At 56.5% G+C, this 16,735-nt stretch carries 15 protein-coding genes, 1 tRNA gene and 1 pseudogene; 11 read left to right on the forward strand and 6 right to left on the reverse strand.

Translation table 11 applies throughout. The annotated features are described in order from the left end of the window. Window positions 1–117: 117 nt before the first annotated feature. Both OC71_RS19730 and OC71_RS19735 read left to right on the forward strand, forming a co-directional pair. A complete protein-coding gene (locus OC71_RS19730; protein WP_027613841.1) occupies window positions 118–348 on the forward strand; it encodes a hypothetical protein in 231 nt (76 codons plus the stop codon). 171 nt (window positions 349–519) lie between these two features. Beyond that, window positions 520–1,437, forward strand: coding sequence for a LysR family transcriptional regulator (locus OC71_RS19735; RefSeq protein WP_041072593.1), 918 nt, complete (start codon window positions 520–522; stop codon window positions 1,435–1,437). A gap of 90 nt (window positions 1,438–1,527) precedes the next feature. Here the strand turns inward: OC71_RS19735 and OC71_RS19740 are convergent, their stop codons facing one another. After that, window positions 1,528–1,989 (reverse strand): cupin domain-containing protein, encoded by a 462-nt coding sequence (locus OC71_RS19740; protein ID WP_371260439.1) that lies wholly within the window; start codon window positions 1,987–1,989, stop codon window positions 1,528–1,530. 358 nt (window positions 1,990–2,347) lie between these two features. On the opposite strand from OC71_RS19740, the gene OC71_RS19745 reads away from it, so the two are divergent. Both OC71_RS19745 and OC71_RS19750 read left to right on the forward strand, forming a co-directional pair. Then, window positions 2,348–3,112 carry an SDR family NAD(P)-dependent oxidoreductase gene (locus OC71_RS19745; protein WP_041072597.1) on the forward strand — a complete coding sequence of 255 codons (765 nt, stop codon included), beginning with the start codon at window positions 2,348–2,350 and terminating at the stop codon, window positions 3,110–3,112. A gap of 93 nt (window positions 3,113–3,205) precedes the next feature. Then, window positions 3,206–5,596, forward strand: coding sequence for a membrane-bound PQQ-dependent dehydrogenase, glucose/quinate/shikimate family (locus OC71_RS19750; RefSeq protein WP_041072598.1), 2,391 nt, complete (start codon window positions 3,206–3,208; stop codon window positions 5,594–5,596). A 211-nt stretch (window positions 5,597–5,807) separates the two neighbouring features. On the opposite strand, the gene OC71_RS19755 is transcribed toward OC71_RS19750, so the two are convergent. Further along, window positions 5,808–6,236, reverse strand: a complete 429-nt coding sequence (locus tag OC71_RS19755; protein WP_256198930.1) for a hypothetical protein — start codon at window positions 6,234–6,236, stop codon at window positions 5,808–5,810. A 671-nt stretch (window positions 6,237–6,907) separates the two neighbouring features. On the opposite strand from OC71_RS19755, the gene OC71_RS19760 reads away from it, so the two are divergent. The 5 genes from OC71_RS19760 (at window position 6,908) to OC71_RS19780 (ending at window position 12,293) form a co-directional block, all read left to right on the forward strand. Further along, entirely contained in the window at window positions 6,908–7,141 is a 234-nt protein-coding gene (locus OC71_RS19760) for a hypothetical protein (RefSeq protein WP_041072600.1), read from the forward strand. Between the two features lie 671 nt (window positions 7,142–7,812). Next, entirely contained in the window at window positions 7,813–8,544 is a 732-nt protein-coding gene (locus OC71_RS19765; RefSeq protein WP_041072602.1) for a GntR family transcriptional regulator, read from the forward strand. A 133-nt stretch (window positions 8,545–8,677) separates the two neighbouring features. Beyond that, window positions 8,678–9,967 carry an MFS transporter gene (locus OC71_RS19770; RefSeq protein WP_041072604.1) on the forward strand — a complete coding sequence of 430 codons (1,290 nt, stop codon included), beginning with the start codon at window positions 8,678–8,680 and terminating at the stop codon, window positions 9,965–9,967. Between the two features lie 28 nt (window positions 9,968–9,995). After that, the gene (locus OC71_RS19775) at window positions 9,996–10,826 is read left to right on the forward strand and encodes an amidohydrolase (protein WP_041072606.1); all 831 of its coding nucleotides are present in this window, start codon (window positions 9,996–9,998) and stop codon (window positions 10,824–10,826) included. Window positions 10,827–10,916: 90 nt separating this feature from the next. Next, window positions 10,917–12,293 carry a GntP family permease gene (locus tag OC71_RS19780; RefSeq protein ID WP_041072608.1) on the forward strand — a complete coding sequence of 459 codons (1,377 nt, stop codon included), beginning with the start codon at window positions 10,917–10,919 and terminating at the stop codon, window positions 12,291–12,293. Between the two features lie 1,261 nt (window positions 12,294–13,554). Here the strand turns inward: OC71_RS19780 and OC71_RS19790 are convergent. Further along, window positions 13,555–14,004, reverse strand: a complete 450-nt coding sequence (locus tag OC71_RS19790; protein ID WP_041072612.1) for a hypothetical protein — start codon at window positions 14,002–14,004, stop codon at window positions 13,555–13,557. A 757-nt stretch (window positions 14,005–14,761) separates the two neighbouring features. On the opposite strand from OC71_RS19790, the gene OC71_RS19795 reads away from it, so the two are divergent. Further along, entirely contained in the window at window positions 14,762–14,992 is a 231-nt protein-coding gene (locus tag OC71_RS19795; protein WP_041072614.1) for a hypothetical protein, read from the forward strand. Between the two features lies 1 nt (window position 14,993). Here OC71_RS19795 and OC71_RS28545 read toward each other — a convergent pair. Together OC71_RS28545 and OC71_RS19800 are read right to left on the reverse strand one after the other, a co-directional pair. Further along, window positions 14,994–15,158, reverse strand: a pseudogene (locus tag OC71_RS28545) (DUF159 family protein); the annotation flags it as partial. Window positions 15,159–15,416: 258 nt separating this feature from the next. Further along, window positions 15,417–15,504, reverse strand: a tRNA-Ser gene (locus OC71_RS19800). Window positions 15,505–15,627: 123 nt separating this feature from the next. On the opposite strand from OC71_RS19800, the gene OC71_RS19805 reads away from it, so the two are divergent. Beyond that, a complete protein-coding gene (locus OC71_RS19805) occupies window positions 15,628–16,299 on the forward strand; it encodes a Bax inhibitor-1/YccA family protein (RefSeq protein WP_027613775.1) in 672 nt (223 codons plus the stop codon). Between the two features lie 63 nt (window positions 16,300–16,362). On the opposite strand, the gene OC71_RS19810 is transcribed toward OC71_RS19805, so the two are convergent. Further along, entirely contained in the window at window positions 16,363–16,689 is a 327-nt protein-coding gene (locus OC71_RS19810) for a YceK/YidQ family lipoprotein (RefSeq protein WP_041072616.1), read from the reverse strand. Window positions 16,690–16,735: the final 46 nt, after the last annotated feature.

The following is a 16,735-nucleotide window of genomic DNA, read 5'->3' on the forward strand; positions in this document are numbered from 1 at the left end:
GGGTTCTGATGGCTACCATAATGAAGGATCGTTTGCGTGTGGCTTGAGGCGCCGTTTTCGGCGGCGTAGCCTTGAACACACATTTGTTCGATATCGCATTGAAGGCAAGGTGAGGAAGTGGAAGGCGTAGTGTTGAGCGAAAAGATGCAGCGTGAAGCTGATCGGCTGCTGGCGCAGATTGTCCGGGCAGATTCGATGATCATTGCGGTGAAGGCGGGGGCGCGTGCGGATGGCTTCGTGCTTGGGCTGGAAACCAGTGAGGTTTTGCGTGCCGGCGATGCTGAAAAGCTGTACGTCATTTTTGAAGCGGCTTTGGTGGAGCGTCTGAAAACGCTTTCACGGTCTTGAGCGGCTTGTCAGGCTTCAACTGTATTTTGCAGGCAGGTCAAGACCGGTGAGCCAAGCACCGCTGTCTGTCGAATCCAGTTGATTAGTGTTTGCGGTTTGTCTTGGTTAGTATCAAGCACGAAGCCGCCGCACCGCGAATGATTCTCTCCCGTCACCCCATTGAGGCATCCAATGCAGGCCAGTCGTGCCAATCTTGCCGATTTCGTTTATTTCCTGGCCATTGCTCGCCACCAGAGTTTCAGTCGCGCCGGGAAGGAAGTCGGTATCAGTGCTTCGGCGTTGAGCCATGCGATCAAGGGGCTTGAGTCGCGGTTGGGGGTCCGTCTGCTGAACCGAACGACGCGCAGTGTCACCTTGACCGCTGCGGGCGAGGAGCTGCACAGCGTCATCAGCAAACCCATGGATGAAATCGGTTTGGCGACGGAAGCGCTTAATCGCTTTCGCGATGAACCGATCGGACGTATTCGTCTGAATACCTTAAGCGATGCTGCCGACTTGTTACTGGGGCCCGTATTGCCGGTGCTCAATGATCGGTATCCGGAAATCCAGGTCGATCTGACGGTCACCAATCTCATCGTCGATGTGATCGGCGGCGGCCATGATGCCGGGATCCGCTATGGCGGAACGGTACCGGAAGACATGATCGCTCAGCGCTTGTCACCGGATATCCGCTGGGTGGTCGCGGGTAGCGCGGACTATCTTGAACGCTTCGGCGTTCCCCAACATCCGAACGACTTGATGCACCACCGTTGCCTGCGGATTCGGCTGGGCAATGGCGCCATGTACGATTGGGAGTTCGAGAAAGAAGGACAGCAGCTCTCCATTGCTGTCCCGGGGGGCATCACCATCGATGAAACTCGCGTCGGACTTTCACTGGCTCGTCAAGGCGCGGGCCTCATGTACGCCCCTGAGCCGGCGATGATGCCGCTGCTCGAAAGTGGTGAGGTGATCAGGGTGCTCGACGACTGGTCCAGCACAGGTTCCGGGTTTCACATGTACTATCCCAGTCACCGTCAATTGCCGGTAGGGCTGCGTCTGTTGATTGACTTGATCCGTGAGCTTCAGCCCATCGGCGATTACCAGGCGTAAGCCCGTGACGCGTTGCCTGCTTCCGGCCTGATACCCGCGAGGTGTCGCGGCGGGCATCGATGCGCCCACGCCTGAGCTCGGCGCAACGTTTCAGTGTTGTGTGCCAAGCAATGCCTGGTACTGCGCGTCGGTCACCGGTTCCAGCCACTCGACGTTCTTGCCGTCCCGAGCTTCCTGAATGGCAATGTGGGTCATGCCGTTCGTGGATGTGGCGCCGTGCCAGTGCTTCACGCCCGGTGGTGTCCAGACCACATCACCCGGTTTGATGACGATCTTCTCGCCCCTGGCTTGTTGTATCCAGCCTGTGCCTGAGGTGACCACCAGCGTCTGGCCCAGAGGATGGGTATGCCAGACCGAGCGTGCGCCGGGCTGAAACGTCACTGCGCCTGCCGAAACAGTCGAGGGTGCCTGCGCTGCAAACAGTGGATCGATGCGCGCGTTGCCAACGAAGTTGCCGGGCGCCCCGGTGATGGATGCTTGTTCGCCATTTCTGACCACGCTCATAGTCTCGTCGGCAGGCAGTTCGGCAGCATGGCTTGCGAACGCAGGCATCAAGGTCATTGCCAGCATGGGTAAGGCGACACGTGTTTTCATCGGCAGATTCCTGTTGATTGAAGAAATGCGCCTCCACGCTAGTGCACCAACTTCCGCGCGACTACCGGGAAAAACCTGCATGAAACGATGAGCAGCGCTCACTAATCGTCTATTTCATCGCACTCGGTGTTTTGTCACGGCGATCTCGCCTTTCTTCACGATTGATGAGTATTGCTCATCGGAACATCCCACTCAGGGCCGGTATTCAGCTCTCCGAGCGTCGATTACCTTGGTTGCATCAAACAATGTCTGCTCAGTGCGTTATGAGGCTATTGCTCATAAACATTCTGCGCAGTTGCAAAGTGAGGAACATTCGATGAGTTTTTCGTTCGAGAACAAGGTCGCCCTGGTGACCGGCGCGGCTTCCGGTATCGGTCTGGCCACCGCGCAGGCGTTCGCACGGGCCGGCGCTGCCGTAGCGTTGGCGGATATCGATGGCGGCGCTGCACAGGCAGCGGCGCAGGCCTTGATAGCTGCAGGACATCGCGCTATCGGCATTCGCTGCGACGTGGCGGACGTCGGTCAGGTTCAAGCCATGGTCAAGGAAACGGTCGCGACATTCGGTCGTCTGGACGCTGCGTTCAACAACGCCGGTATTCAGAACCTGTTAGCTGAGACAGCCGACGTCACGGTCGAGGATTACGATCGGGTCATGTCGGTCAATTTGCGCGGCGTCTGGGCGTGTATGAAATTCGAACTCGAACATATGCGCCGCCAGGGCGGCGGAACGATCGTCAACTGCTCGTCTTTGGGCGGTCTGATCGGAGGTGCCGAGCGGGGCAACTATCACGCGGCCAAGCACGGTGTCCTCGGCCTGACCAAAAGCGCAGCGCTGGAGTATGCCGCACGCAACATCCGCGTCAATGCGGTGTGCCCTGGCTTGATCTGGACGCCGATGGCCGAGCGGATGGTCGAAGCGGGGCAGGGTGAAGCGCTGGCAGGCATGACCAAGGCTATCCCCATGGGACGTCACGGCAAGCCGGAAGAAATCGCTGACGCTGTGCTTTGGCTGAGCAGCTCGACCTCAAGCTACGTCACGGGGCAGTCCATCTCGGTGGATGGTGGTTTTGTCATGCGCTGAGGCGCGTCCACCGAAGTATCGGTAGGTCGAAACATACGGCCTGACGATCGGCCAACCGCAGGCTCTGTCGGTAATCACTTAAAGGAGTAAGCCATGCCGCCATCGAACACTTCCCGGTTAACCGCCACGCTGCTGATTGTCCTTGGCTCCTTTATCTTGCTCATCGGACTTTCGCTGCTAGCGGGTGGTTTTTATCTCGTTGCGCTGGGCGGCTCGTGGTACTTCGCCCTGGCAGGTGCAGGATTGGCCATCAGTGGTGTGTTGATGCTGCGTCGACGTCGATCCGGAGCACTGGCGTACCTGCTGGTGTTCGCCGGCTCTGTCTGCTGGTCGGTTCTGGATGTGGGGTTGACGTTCTGGCCGCTGTTTTCGCGCCTCTTCGCGCTGGCTGTCATCAGCGTACCGGTGCTGGTGGCGATCCCGTATTTGCGCAGTCGCCAGCGTGGCACACTGGCGCGGCTGGCTTGCGTGGCGGCTGCGGGCATGGTCGTGGGGCTGTGCGCAACGCTCTACGCAGCCTTGCAACCGCAACCCATTCTGACCGCCGAGAGGATGCCGGCGCCTGTACCGGGGAAAGCGGTCGGCACAGTCGAACCCACGACCGACTGGCGTTATTTCGGTCATACACCTTCAGGAACACGACATGCCGTGAGCGATCAGATAACGCCGCAGAACGTGTCGAATCTGACGCTTGCCTGGACATATCGCACAGGTGAAATACCCAAAGGTGCGCAAGGGCATGTGGTGACCCCCCTTCACGTCAATGGCGTGCTCTACGGTTGTACGCAGTCGAGCCAGTTGTTCGCCCTGGACGCGGATACCGGCAAAGAGATTTGGCATCACGACCCCAAAACCCAGGCAAACAATGTTTACCCGCGTTGCCGAGGCGTGGGCTATTACGAAGAAGCCCACGAGCTGGCCGCCTCAAACAACGCTGTTGCAGCGCAGCCCTGTTTGCGGCGAATCATCGCGACCACGGTTGACGCACGGTTGATTGCAGTAGACGCGCAGACTGGCCAGGCGTGCAGCGATTTTGGTCAGCATGGCAGCGTAAGCCTGCGTATCGGCGTGGGCGATACAGATCAGGATTTGTACTTTCCGACGGCCGCACCGACGGTTGTGCGTGATCTGGTAGTGGTCGGTGGGCTGGTGTGGGACAACCAGAAAACAGGTGAACCGTCTGGCGTGGTCCGCGCCTTCAATGTGCGCTCGGGGGCATTGGTGTGGGCCTGGGATCTGGGCAATCCGGCGATTACCCGCGAGCCTCCCGAGGGGCAGACTTACACCGCAGGTACGCCGAATGTCTGGTCGACACCGGCCTTTGACGATGCGCTTGGACTCATCTACTTGCCCACCGGCAATGCCACTCCGGATTTTTGGGGCGGTCATCGCTCCGAGGCCGATGATCGCTACTCGTCTTCCGTCGTCGCACTCGACATCGCGACTGGCCTCGAGCGCTGGCGCTTCCAGACGGTTCACCACGATCTCTGGGATTACGATGTACCTTCGCAACCAGCGCTTTACGATGTTCCTGATGGCCATGGAGGAACGCTCCCGGCACTGATTCAGACCACCAAGCGTGGCCAGATCTTCATGCTTGACCGGCGTAACGGAAATCCAATTGCGACAGTCGAAGAACACCCTGTTCCTCAAGGTGGTGTGGCGGATGAGCGAATTTCTGCGACTCAACCCTATTCGACCGGAATGCCCGCCATCGGCACTGAGCCGCTCAGCGAAAAGCGCATGTGGGGGCTTACGCCGCTGGACCAATTGATATGCCGGATCGACTTTCGCAAGGCTAGATATGAAGGTGAGTTCACGCCGCCGAGCGAGCACCTGACGCTCCAGTACCCAAGCTGGTTGGGCGGCATGAACTGGGGATCGGTGTCCATTGCGGAAAACCTCGGCTACATGATCGTCAATGACACCCGGGTAGCCATCTGGAACCGAATGATCCCCCGTGCCGCTTATGACGCGAAAACCCTTAGTGGCGGCGGCCATGAAGGGAACGCTCCGCAGGCGGGGACACCGTGGGGTATCGAGCAAGGCCGCTTCCTGTCGCCGTTGGGTATTCCGTGCCAGGAGCCGCCTTTCGGCACCATCAGTGCAATCGACCTGGCGACTCGAAAGGTGGCTTGGTCGATGCCCCTGGGGACCACCGAGCAAACGGGTCCGCTGGGCATTGCCACGCACTTGCCGATGCCGATTGGCATGCCCACTCGGGGCGGTCCGGTGACTACATCAAGCGGCCTCGTGTTCATGGCCGGCACTCAGGACTTTTACCTCCGTGCCCTTGATGTTCGCACCGGCAAAGAGCTGTGGAAGGGCCGTCTGCCTGTCGGAGCCGAAGCGACTCCAATGACTTATGTTTCCCCATACACCGGCAGACAATTTTTGGTCATCAGTGCCGGCGGTAACTCGGCGACGACGCAAAAGGGGGACTATGTGATGGCCTTTGCGTTACCTGAGCACGGCGTGCAGTAACTCCGCATGCCTGCTTATGGAAAACACAAGCACGACTCAATTGATGAAAGGCGTGCCACTGACTGGACAACGCCTGCGCGTGAGGGGATTGACAGATCTTCCGATCAGAAATGATTGATGCAGCCACCGGAAGTTGTGTCTGCTGCGTGGACTCACTGTGGTACGACACGGCGAAAAAAGCCCGCGAGAGAGGCGGGCTTCAAGGGGGGCTTCAGAGGCAGTCGGACTTGCCTATCTGAAAATTGACGATCGGTGAACTGGTTGAATCTTTGTAGAGGAGGTCAATGGAAAGACCCGATTTCACGAACTGTCCCAAACCTTTTTCATTACAGAATGCAGAAGCTGCAATCGCTCTTGCATCCTTGGTGAATTCATCAGAATCGATTTCGTCTTTGGTAACTTTTGTGAGTGTGTAAGAGATACGCATGACCTCATCGCTGTAGGTCACAGAATCGACGCGAGTTGAGTCATCAGATACTTTTCCGGACAGCGCACTCATGATGAGCGTGAGCCCTTTGAGTTGGCGCTCCCGCTCCTGCTTTTTCTCTTCCTGGCCAGATTTTGCGTGCCATACCTGTACCAGGATAAAGAGCAAAGTCATAGCCGAAAAAAATAGGATGATTCCGCGATTCTGTTTCAATTGAGAGTACCGTAGCAAAAGGCCATTACTCATTTGAACATGCCGATCGCACCATCTCAAGTTGGAGAGGTTTCATCATTGATGACCCAAAAATTTCGACGGCATCGATCCGCTGCGCTGACTGCCTTTACGCGTTGAAGAAATTGCACTCGGGTCAGTCGGGGGAAGGCGCAGCGCGAAAAAAGTGGGCGGGTGATAGAGTCTTGGCCCGAGCCGCTGGCAATGAGCATAGTCATTCTACGATGCAGATCCAGCGCTGGTGCTGCCGGTATGGCGCGCGAGTGAAGTGAACATCTGAAACCAGATTCATGCCTCGCCCCTGGAGCGCTTGGGCCAGTTGTACGAGTGTCTCTGCTTGGATAGTCATTGCTGTCACCTCGTCAGATTTACTGCGTTCATAATTCTTGACCGAGAGGGCAATTGGCTAATTCAATTTTTTTACAAGTGTCATTGGAGATGCACGGGAATGTCGACCCTTACCAAGACGGGATAACGATTGCGCGGCGAGAGGTCGATAAGTGGGATCGGGTCTGAACCCAGTCGCGGCGATCTCTTCAAGTCAAGCTGCTGCGAACACCGCACCTTCGTGACCAATGGTGGCACACTTTGATGGCACTATCGTGTCAATTCGGTTATGTTTCCGTTCGGCAAGACGCCGAATGGAGAACGAAATGGCCGTTATTCGCGAAGATGCACTGCAAGACGCATTAATTTCCGTGCTGATTGCGTCGGAAAATCAGGGAGTCAATCTTGAACAGTTGATCACGCGCGCCCTGTCCATGACGGCGGACTATCCGCACGATTCGTCAGGTGTCGGAGCGGTGCCTACACGAGCGAGCATTGAGTTGCAGAATGCTTATCGCGCAGTTTTGCTGGGCAGACGAACGATTTCTAAAGAAGCCTGATCGGGTTTCGGATTGGCTCGAAGATTTCGTCTTCTGGTTCACCGGGGTGCTTCGCCAAGTGCTGCAACCCGGTAGCGCTCAACCGTCGCAACACCTTTTCGCATGGCTTGTAAGGTGTCTTGGCACCGCACAGCATCCAGGCTTGCGTTTCGAAGTCGGAGACGATCCGATTTCTCAGGATCTTCTGCTACACCTCTTGCTTGTTCGTGGGCCTTCATGACTTGTTTGAGGGCTTAAACACTCTGGCCATCTCAACCGCAAACTTCTCGACTCCCGATACAGCGCCTTTTGCTGCTGATTTCTCGCATTTTCTCTCTGCTGGATGGCTATTGCCCTCGGATACTGTTCCTCGCCCGGTGCTGTTGCGCTGCCGGGCCATAGCTGCAGAGAGACTGCGCTTAATGGAAAGCGACTTTCATCTGAAGTGGGATTTTTGCAGCCAACCTAGTTAGTCGTGACAGTCGGTAAACGGTCGATAGCTGTCACTCCTGACCGTCCACATGCGGCCAGAATCTGACATTGCCGGCGAGAACCCACATGTCTATGAAAAGGGCAGTGGGGCAGCCATTCGTCAGCAGGACGAAAAGCCCCTCCTTGACAGGCAAGTTATCTGGGCAAATACTCGCCGCACGATTCATATAGATGACTAGATAACAAGGTGAATAAAGTCGATGAATTCTTTATCCAGTGATGCCCGACTCCCGCTGTATCAACGCCTGCGTGACCAATTGGCTGAGCAGATCGCCAATAATCGCTGGCGTCCGGGGGAGGCGATCCCTACTGAAGCGGCGCTGTCTGCGGAATACCAACTGTCCACCGGCACGGTGCGCAAGGCGATTGATGCGTTGGTCAGTGAGGGCATTCTGGAGCGTCAGCAAGGGCGAGGGACGTTCATTCGCCGGGCGCAGTTTCAATCCTCATTGTTTCGTTTCTTCCGATTCCAGACTATTTCCGGTGAGCGCCAGGTCCCGGAGAGTCGCATCCTCTCGATCGAGCCCGTTGCCGCACCGTCGGCCGTAGCGCAAGCACTGGGGTTGCCCGCCGATGCGCCGGTCATTCGTATTGTCCGTGTGCGTCTGCTCGATGTTAAGCCGGTGCTCGCCGAAGAAATCTGGTTGCCCCGCCAGCGGTTTCAGGCGCTGCTGGAGATCGACCTCGGTCGCGAAGGGCCGCTGCTGTATCCGATCTACGAAGAAGTGTGCGGACAGGTTGTTGCATCGGCCGAAGAAACGCTGACCGCTGAATCGGTGAATGACGTGCATGCCCGATTGCTCCAGGTAGCGGTCAACAGTCCGGTGATCGTGATCGAGCGTCTGGCCCGCGATTACGCGGGGAGCCCGCTGGAATGGCGTCGCTCGCGCGGTCACGCGGAGCACTTTCGCTACAGCGTGGATATTCGCTGACGCTTGCCTGCGTAGCGGAGCGTTCTGCGGCGGCTAGATCGCCGCCCGATTTCTGTTTGTTTGCCAAAGCTGACCCTGTCGCGGTGCGGTTGGCTGTCGGCTGCCTTGCGTAACACCTATAAGGATAAGAATCATGTTCAGCTGGTATCGCCAAGTCACTCCTCGGGAGCGCAAAACGTTTTGGGCCTGCTTCGGCGGATGGTCGCTCGACGCGTTGGAAGTTCAAATGTTCGGTCTGGCGATTCCGGTGCTGATCGCCGCTTTCGCACTGACAAAGGGCGATGCCGGATTGATCAGCGGCGTTACCCTCGTCACCTCGGCACTCGGTGGCTGGGTGGGTGGGACGTTGTCTGACCGCTATGGTCGTGTGCGCACGTTGCAGTTGATGATTGTGTGGTTCTCGTTCTTCACCTTTCTCTCGGCCTTCGTCACGGGCTTCAATCAGCTGTTGGTGGTCAAGGCGCTGCAGGGTTTCGGGATTGGCGGGGAGTGGGCGGCCGGTGCGGTGCTGATGGCCGAGACGATCAATCCGCACTATCGCGGCAAGGTCATGGGTACTGTGCAAAGTGCCTGGGCGGTGGGTTGGGGCCTGGCGGTCGGGGTGTTCACGCTGATCTATACCTGGGTGCCACAGGACATGGCCTGGCGTGTGATGTTCCTTGTCGGGTTGCTGCCGTCGTTCCTGATCATCTGGGTACGTCGTAACGTTGAGGAGCCGGACAGCTTCCAGCGTCTGCAAAAAGACAACGCCATCCCACAGAGTTTCTTCAAGTCGCTCGCCGGCATTTTTCGCCCGGAACTGATTCGCGTGACCCTGTTTGGCGGGCTGCTGGGACTGGGCGCGCACGGTGGCTATCACGCGGTAATGACCTGGTTGCCGACCTTCCTCAAGACCGAGCGCAATCTCTCTGTGCTGAACTCGGGCGCGTATCTGGCGGTGATCATCTTCGCCTTCTGGTGTGGTTGTGTGACCAGCGGCTATTTGATCGATCGCATTGGCCGTCGTAAAAACATTCTGCTGTTTGCCTTGTGCTGCGTGGTCACGGTGCAGTGCTACGTATTTTTGCCGCTGACCAATACGCAGATGCTGTTCCTGGGGTTCCCGTTGGGGTTCTTCGCCGCCGGTATTCCGGCCAGTCTGGGAGCGCTCTTCAACGAACTTTACCCTGCCGATGTACGTGGCGCCGGCGTTGGCTTTTGCTACAACTTTGGCCGGGTGCTGTCCGCTGTATTTCCATTCCTGGTCGGGCACATGAGTGACTCCATGTCGCTGGGTTCGGCGATTGGTATCGATGCCGGGATCGCCTACGGCGTGGCGGTGCTTGCCGCACTTTGCCTGCCTGAAACCCGGGGCAGGAACCTTGAAGCCAATGCCACCTCCGTTTCGGCCGGTATCAACGGCAATCAACGCGCTCGGGCGTGATGATCCTAACCTTCAGTAGATAAAACCCATGTCAGATACCCGCTCCAAGTCGATCACCGGCATCGACTCCCATGCCCATGTGTTCGACCGTGATCTGCATCTGATCGGTGCACGGCGCTACACCCCTGAGTACGACGCTACGCTTGGCCAGTACCTTGAGCATTTGCAAACGCATGGTCTGAGTCACGGTGTATTGGTGCAACCCAGTTTCCTTGGCACCGACAATAGCTACCTGTTGGCGGCGTTGAAGCAAGCACCGCGGCAGTTGCGCGGTGTGGTGGTGCTGGAGCCAAGCGTCAGTCGTTCTACTTTGAATGACATGGCTCGACTGGGCGTGGTCGGCGTGCGCCTGAACCTGATCGGCAAGGCGTTACCTGATTTTCGTGACAGTGCCTGGCAAGGGTTTTTCAGCGATATCGCTGATCTCGACTGGCATGTCGAGTTGCACCGGGAAGTCAGGGATCTGCCGGGTCTGATCCAGCAATTGACGCCGTTCGGCGTGAAGTTGGTGATCGATCACTTTGGGCGGCCGGACGCGAATGCGGGTCTCGATCAGCCCGGGTTTGGCGAGTTGCTTGAGGCCGGATCTAAAAGTCCGATCTGGATCAAGGTATCGGGAATCTATCGTTTGGGAGGTACGCCACAACAGAACATTGATTTCGCTCGAAGGGCATTACCGTTGCTGGAACAAAGCTTCGGCCTGCATCAGTTGGTATGGGGCAGTGACTGGCCGCATACGCAGCATGAGCAAAGCATCGGTTTCGCCACCGTCGTCGACCAGTTGCAAGCCTTGGAACTTTCGGCGCAAGCCAGCGACTCGCTGCTGGTGCAAGCGCCTCGAAGGTTATTCGGTTTTTAGAAAGTCGAACGCTGAAACTCAGCCGTTGCAGATGCCATTCATCTCACCCACTTACAAGAATTTGGGCACCAGCCCAACCGAGAACCTTTCATGACTCCCTTAGATATAGATCTGTTACTGACCGCATTGATCAGCGTCCTGGTGCTGGTAGCGCTGATCGTCTCGCGCCTCAAAATGCACCCGCTGCTGGCTTTGCTGGTAGTTTCCGTCGGCGTAGGCTTTGCAACCGGTATGGAGCCAGATGGCATCGTCTCCCACTTGGTCACCGGCGCCGGCAAAACATTGGGGGCAGTGGGGGTGGTCATCGCGCTGGGGGCGATGCTCGGCAAAATTCTTGCTGACGCCGGCGTCACCGAGCAGATTGCTGCGGTCATCCTCAAGCGCACAACGGATCGGATGATTCCGTGGGCGATGATGATGGTCGCGTTTGTAATTGGCATTCCGATGTTTTTCGAGGTCGGCCTGGTGATCATGCTGCCGCTGATTTTCAGCGTGGCGCGCAAGCTGGAAAGTCAGGCGCGCTTCAAGGGGTCAGCGTATGTCTATGTGGGCGTTCCGGTGATTGCCGCACTGGCCGCCATGCACGGCATGGTTCCGCCGCACCCTGGCCCGTTGACGGCCATTGCCGCGCTGAAAACCTCGGTCGGTCCGACCATGCTCTATGGTTTCCTGGCGGCTATTCCGGCCATGATTTTAGGCGGCCCATTGTATGGCGCATTCATTTCCCCGCGCATGAGCACTCGGCCCGATCAGGTGTTGCTGGATCAGTTCACCCTGGCTGAAAAAGCCGACGATAAACCAAGCCCCAGCGTATACCTTGGCGTGCTGGCAGCCTTGCTGCCGGCGATCCTGATGCTGATCCATGCCGTCGCCGAGATGGTATTGGCCAAGGACAATGCGCTGCTGAAAATGGCCGGTTTCCTCGGCAATCCGCTGATAGCGATGTTGCTGGGCGTGCTGTTCGCCGGGGCCAGTCTGGTACTCGCGCGCGGCGGCGATGCGGAGCAATTGCGTGAGTCGCTGGGCAAGAGCCTCAAGCCAATCGCCTCGATCATCATGATCATCGCCGGCGGCGGTGCCTTTCAGGAACTGCTGACCAGCGCCAAGGTGGGCGATGCGATTGTGCACCTGACTCAGCAGTCGGCGTTCCCTCCGCTGATCCTCGGTTGGTTGATCGCCATGTTGCTTTCGGTATCGACCGGTTCTGCCACGGTAGGTATCGTGGGGGCTGCCGGCTTGCTGGCACCGCTTGCCGGTGCTGATCCCAGCCTCAACCTGCCGCTGCTGGCCTTGTCCATTGGCTGCGGCTCGTTGTTCTTCAACTACGCCAACCATGCAGGTTTCTGGATGGTGAAGGAATCCTTCGGCATGACGATGGGCGAAGCCACCAAGACTATTTCGGTGGTGCAATCGATCGTCGCCGTGGTCGGTTTGATTGTGGTGTTGCTGTTGAACGTAGTCGTGTAATGACCTGAGGCGGCGTCAAATCAGGACGCCGCCATCTGTGAGACCCCTTATTGGCCGTCGATCAGACGCGGCAGTTGCAGCGGATTGGACTCGCGCAGTGCCTCACCGACCAGTTGAATCCACAGCCGAAAGTTGCCTGTCGAAGACAGCCACATCTCCCATCATTTCAAGGTCGAACAAGTGATGTCGGAAGACGACGGGCGAGCGGTGGACGTTCCGGCCTTCGAGGATCTTCGCGGCCACCAATATCAACCAGGCCTCAACCTTGCGGCGGATGAAGCGCTTCACGCCGCCACCTGCGTCGGCTGTTCTTGGCGCAGCGCTTGGTCACTGCGACGAACTCCAGACCTGACTGCCGAGCAGTACTCCTTGCGCGCCTGGGTGAGCTTTCTGTGTAGGGACTCATAGGCATACATGGCGAGCCGAAAGTTTGGGATCGCGACTGGAAGGAGGTGTGGAATTTCCTGCGTGAAGCTATTTCAGAAGTGGATGTTCAGGCGTTAAAGCCTGTGTGGCAGGTCATCTTTGATGAAAATTCTGAAGATGCGGCATAAAGGTATTTCTATGTTGGGATTTGTAAGGTAGTTTTCCCATGGTGCAAAAGTAACGCGAAACGCACATAGACATTCAAGCCCGGCCAATCGCCGGTTTTTTTGCTGAGGTGATATGGATACTGCCGGCCACGAGCTCGACCAAATCTACTTCGTGACACTTTACCTTCCCGGTTTCTTTTCGTTTGTATTAGTCATCGCCTTAGCAGTGCTTCGGAGGCAGTTTCTCGTCATACCGCAATGGAAAGCTTTTGCGCTTTTTACGATAGGGTTGCTGATGATCGGCGGTGCGTTACCAGTATGGCGGGCACTCTTTCCTGAGCCATGCCTCTACTATCCTTTTAAGCCATTGAGCCCTTGTTGGATGGAGCCATCAGCAGCATTTCAGATGGGACTATTTGGCGGGGTTGTCGGTGCGCTAATAGCGCTGGTAGTACTCAAGGTTTCGCGAGTAGCCGCCAGGAAAATAAGTAGTGTCAGGTAACAGAAAACCCGCCCACTGCGGGTTTTTTTATGCCTCGAATTCACCTGTAGCCAGGGCAGCACTCGGGAATGGCTGGACATCGATAGCCGGATAGTGCGACGTACGGAATCAACACCGGCAGCCCGCGTACCCTGACCTCAAACTTGCTTTCGGGGTGGGGCGAGATTTAAAGCTGGAGACGCTGAGCATGAATCCTGCTCGGCGCCTCCTAGATCATTTTTTTGGATCAGAGTGCCGAATTGGTATCGAGCATTGCCTTTTTCGCAGCCTCGAAGTTTTCTGAAGAGAACTTGACGACGTCGCCGCCCTCAATCACTACGGTTGCTGGGCCGCCGAGGATTGCATTAGCCAAGAAGGCTTTTCCTTTTTCAGTCTCCGGAGACAGAACTCTTTTCCCACCGAGGCAGGCTTGAACGAACTTCACATTGGTTCCGTTTATTTGAAAAGGGCCTGCGGGTCTAGGATTAGAGTTTTCCCCTTTTTCACAAAATGCCCCCGACAAGTCCACCAAATTCATGACCACGTGTTCGCCTTCAAACAAGCTTGCCATCGCAAGCAACGGTTGCTCTCCGGCCGGGTCGAGAACGTACATCGTTGAGGTGAACTGCCGCCACTCGTTTGCTTGGGCGGTAAAAGACAGGGCAGATGCAAGTGCAAAGGCGAAGAGCTTGCGCATTTATAACTCCATTCTTGAAAGCATTGGTTGTTTCCGGCGCTTTCCAAAGCGCTCGATCAGCAGTGGGCTGATGGCGACGTAATATTACACGTGCTCTGCAGATTGGTCATAAGTTAAGTCGTCCGAGTGAAGGCAGGCCAAAGACTGCTATAAATTTCAGTTGATTTTCGATTTTTTCGTGCAAAGAGTGTCGCGAAGACGAGTTTTTCGTGTTAAGGAAGTCAACGAGCCTCGGCATTTGCCGGGGCTTTTTCGTTTCCGGCTCCCCACACCCATTCTTCCGAGCTAGCCTATGTGCATGAAATTTCTCAGTAACGCTGCTCATTTTTGCATTCGCGGCGGCACACTCCTATTTTTTATAGGGGCTACCATGAAAATCCTGTGGGCATGCGTTCTGGCGTTGTTGGTCACCGGCTGTTCTAACCATCCCTTGGACTGTGCTCTGGGCACGCCGCGGGCTGACTGCTTACCGGGAACCAATGGCTATGCTGAGCACCAAAGACGAGTGGATAACATTGAGGCGCTTCGCGCCGCCAAAAATGCTAATGACGACGCGAAGTGTCGTTCGTATGGGGTCTCGCCAGGTAGCGATGCATATGTGAATTGTCGGGTCCAGCTCGACAAATAACCGACGCTAACAAGTTCAGCAATGGACAAACAGTCGGCCGGCTACTCAATTGTTATGACGATTATCTGGGTTTCAGTCGTTCTTCCTACCATTTAATGGATGTCGTAGTGAAGGTAATAGGTGACTGACGTGGAAGGCGTGGTGCTGAGTGAAAAGCAGAAACGAGAGGCGGATCGGCTGCTGGCACAGATTGTCCGGGCTGATTCGATGATCATCGCTGTAAAGGCGGGAGCACGGGCGGATGGCTTCGTGCTTGGGCTGGAAACCGGCGGGGCTTTGCGCGCCGGCGATGCTGAAAGGCTGTACATCATTTTCGAAGCCGCCGTAGTTGAACGCCTGAAGACGCTCACTCAGACCTGAATCATCCGATAGGCTTAATCAGGTCGGGGCCTTGATTCCGGACGTTCCCCACGGCCCGGTCAACCTTGAACCACTCGAACGCCTCTGTCGGTTCACCTTGGTGCAGCGCCATCTGTTCGGCGCGTTCTTTCCGCGTGGCCGGGTCCAACCACTCCCGGGCGAGTTTTCGTTGATCTTGAAGAGCAGGGAAGGGAGCAGGTCGGAGTTGGGCATTTTGGTTTGCTTGGCGGCCAAGGAATCAGCGTAGCACCGTGTTACATGAAGAGTGTTTTAACGATTGGCAGGACGCCGGAGAGGGGAGAAATCGGTCGGAGTTATGGAACGCATCCACAAAAGTTATGGAACACATATCGAAAGGCAGAAATTTTCGTAAACGCCAGAAACGACAAAGCCCTGAATAATCAGGGCTTTGTCGTACATAAGATGGCGGAGGCGATGGGATTCGAACTCATGGACCTGTTACAGTCGACGGTTTTCAAGACCGTTGCCTTAAACCACTCGGCCACACCTCCGTTTGCGTTGCGGGCGCCATAATACCTGAATGAAACACACTGTCAAACTCTGTGCATGGCTTGTTACAGAGCGTCTGTTATGATCTTTGCCACTGAACGTTTCAAACCAACAGGAGTGTCGCCATGCGCGAACAGGATTACGCAGTTCACAACAGCGTGCAGGCTGAGCAGCTAGAGGTTAGCCGCGTCCTGCGCAACACATACGGCTTGCTGGCGCTCACCCTCGCATTCAGCGGTGTGATGGCTTTCGTGGCGCAGCAGATGCGTGTTGGCTACCCGAACATTTTCGTGGTGCTGATCGGCTTCTACGGGCTGTTCTTCCTCACCAACAAACTCCGTGATTCGGCATGGGGCCTGGTGTCCGCCTTTGCGCTGACCGGTTTCATGGGTTTCCTGCTCGGCCCGATCCTCAACCGTTACCTGGGCATGCAGGGCGGCGCTGAAGTGGTCAGTTCGGCATTCGCGATGACCGCACTGGTGTTCGGTGGTCTGTCGGCCTATGTGCTGATCACCCGCAAGGACATGAGCTTCCTCGGTGGTTTCATCACCGCCGGTTTCTTCGTTCTGCTGGGAGCGACGCTGGCAAGCATGTTCTTCCAGATCAGCGGCCTGCAACTGGCGATCAGCGCCGGTTTCGTGCTGTTCTCGTCGGTCTGCATTCTGTTCCAGACCAGCGCGATCATCCACGGTGGCGAGCGCAACTACATCATGGCGACCATCAGCCTGTATGTATCGATCTACAACCTGTTCATCAGCTTGTTGCAGATCTTCGGCATCATGAGCCGCGACGACTGATCGCTGGCCTGAATTAACAAAAAACCCGCTTCGGCGGGTTTTTTGTTGTCTGCGAAACGCGGATCAATTGATCACGATGCTGCCATCAGCCTGTTGCTTGTAAATGGTGTAGGGCAGCAGAAATGTATCCAGCACACCCGAAACCGCGGCATCTACCACCAGACCAAAAGAAGCATTGTTGTAATTGAACGCGTCGACGCCATCCGGTTTTTCGGCGTGCAGCATGCAAAAGTCGTAGGTTGCACCGCTGTAAATGCGCGGAACGGCGCCGCAATAGGTTTTCTTGGTTTTCAGCTGGTCCACGGAAAACTTGTCGTTGAACGCAACCGTTTGCACCGTCCCGCACCCGGTGAGCAATACTGCCGACAGCATCAATGCCTGAAATTTCATTACCGCCAATCCTTCGCCGGAAAAATCCCAATCTACGCCGAACACG

This window comes from Pseudomonas sp. W15Feb9B (genome assembly GCF_000828175.1).
Taxonomy (GTDB): Bacteria; Pseudomonadota; Gammaproteobacteria; order Pseudomonadales; family Pseudomonadaceae; genus Aquipseudomonas; species Aquipseudomonas parakoreensis.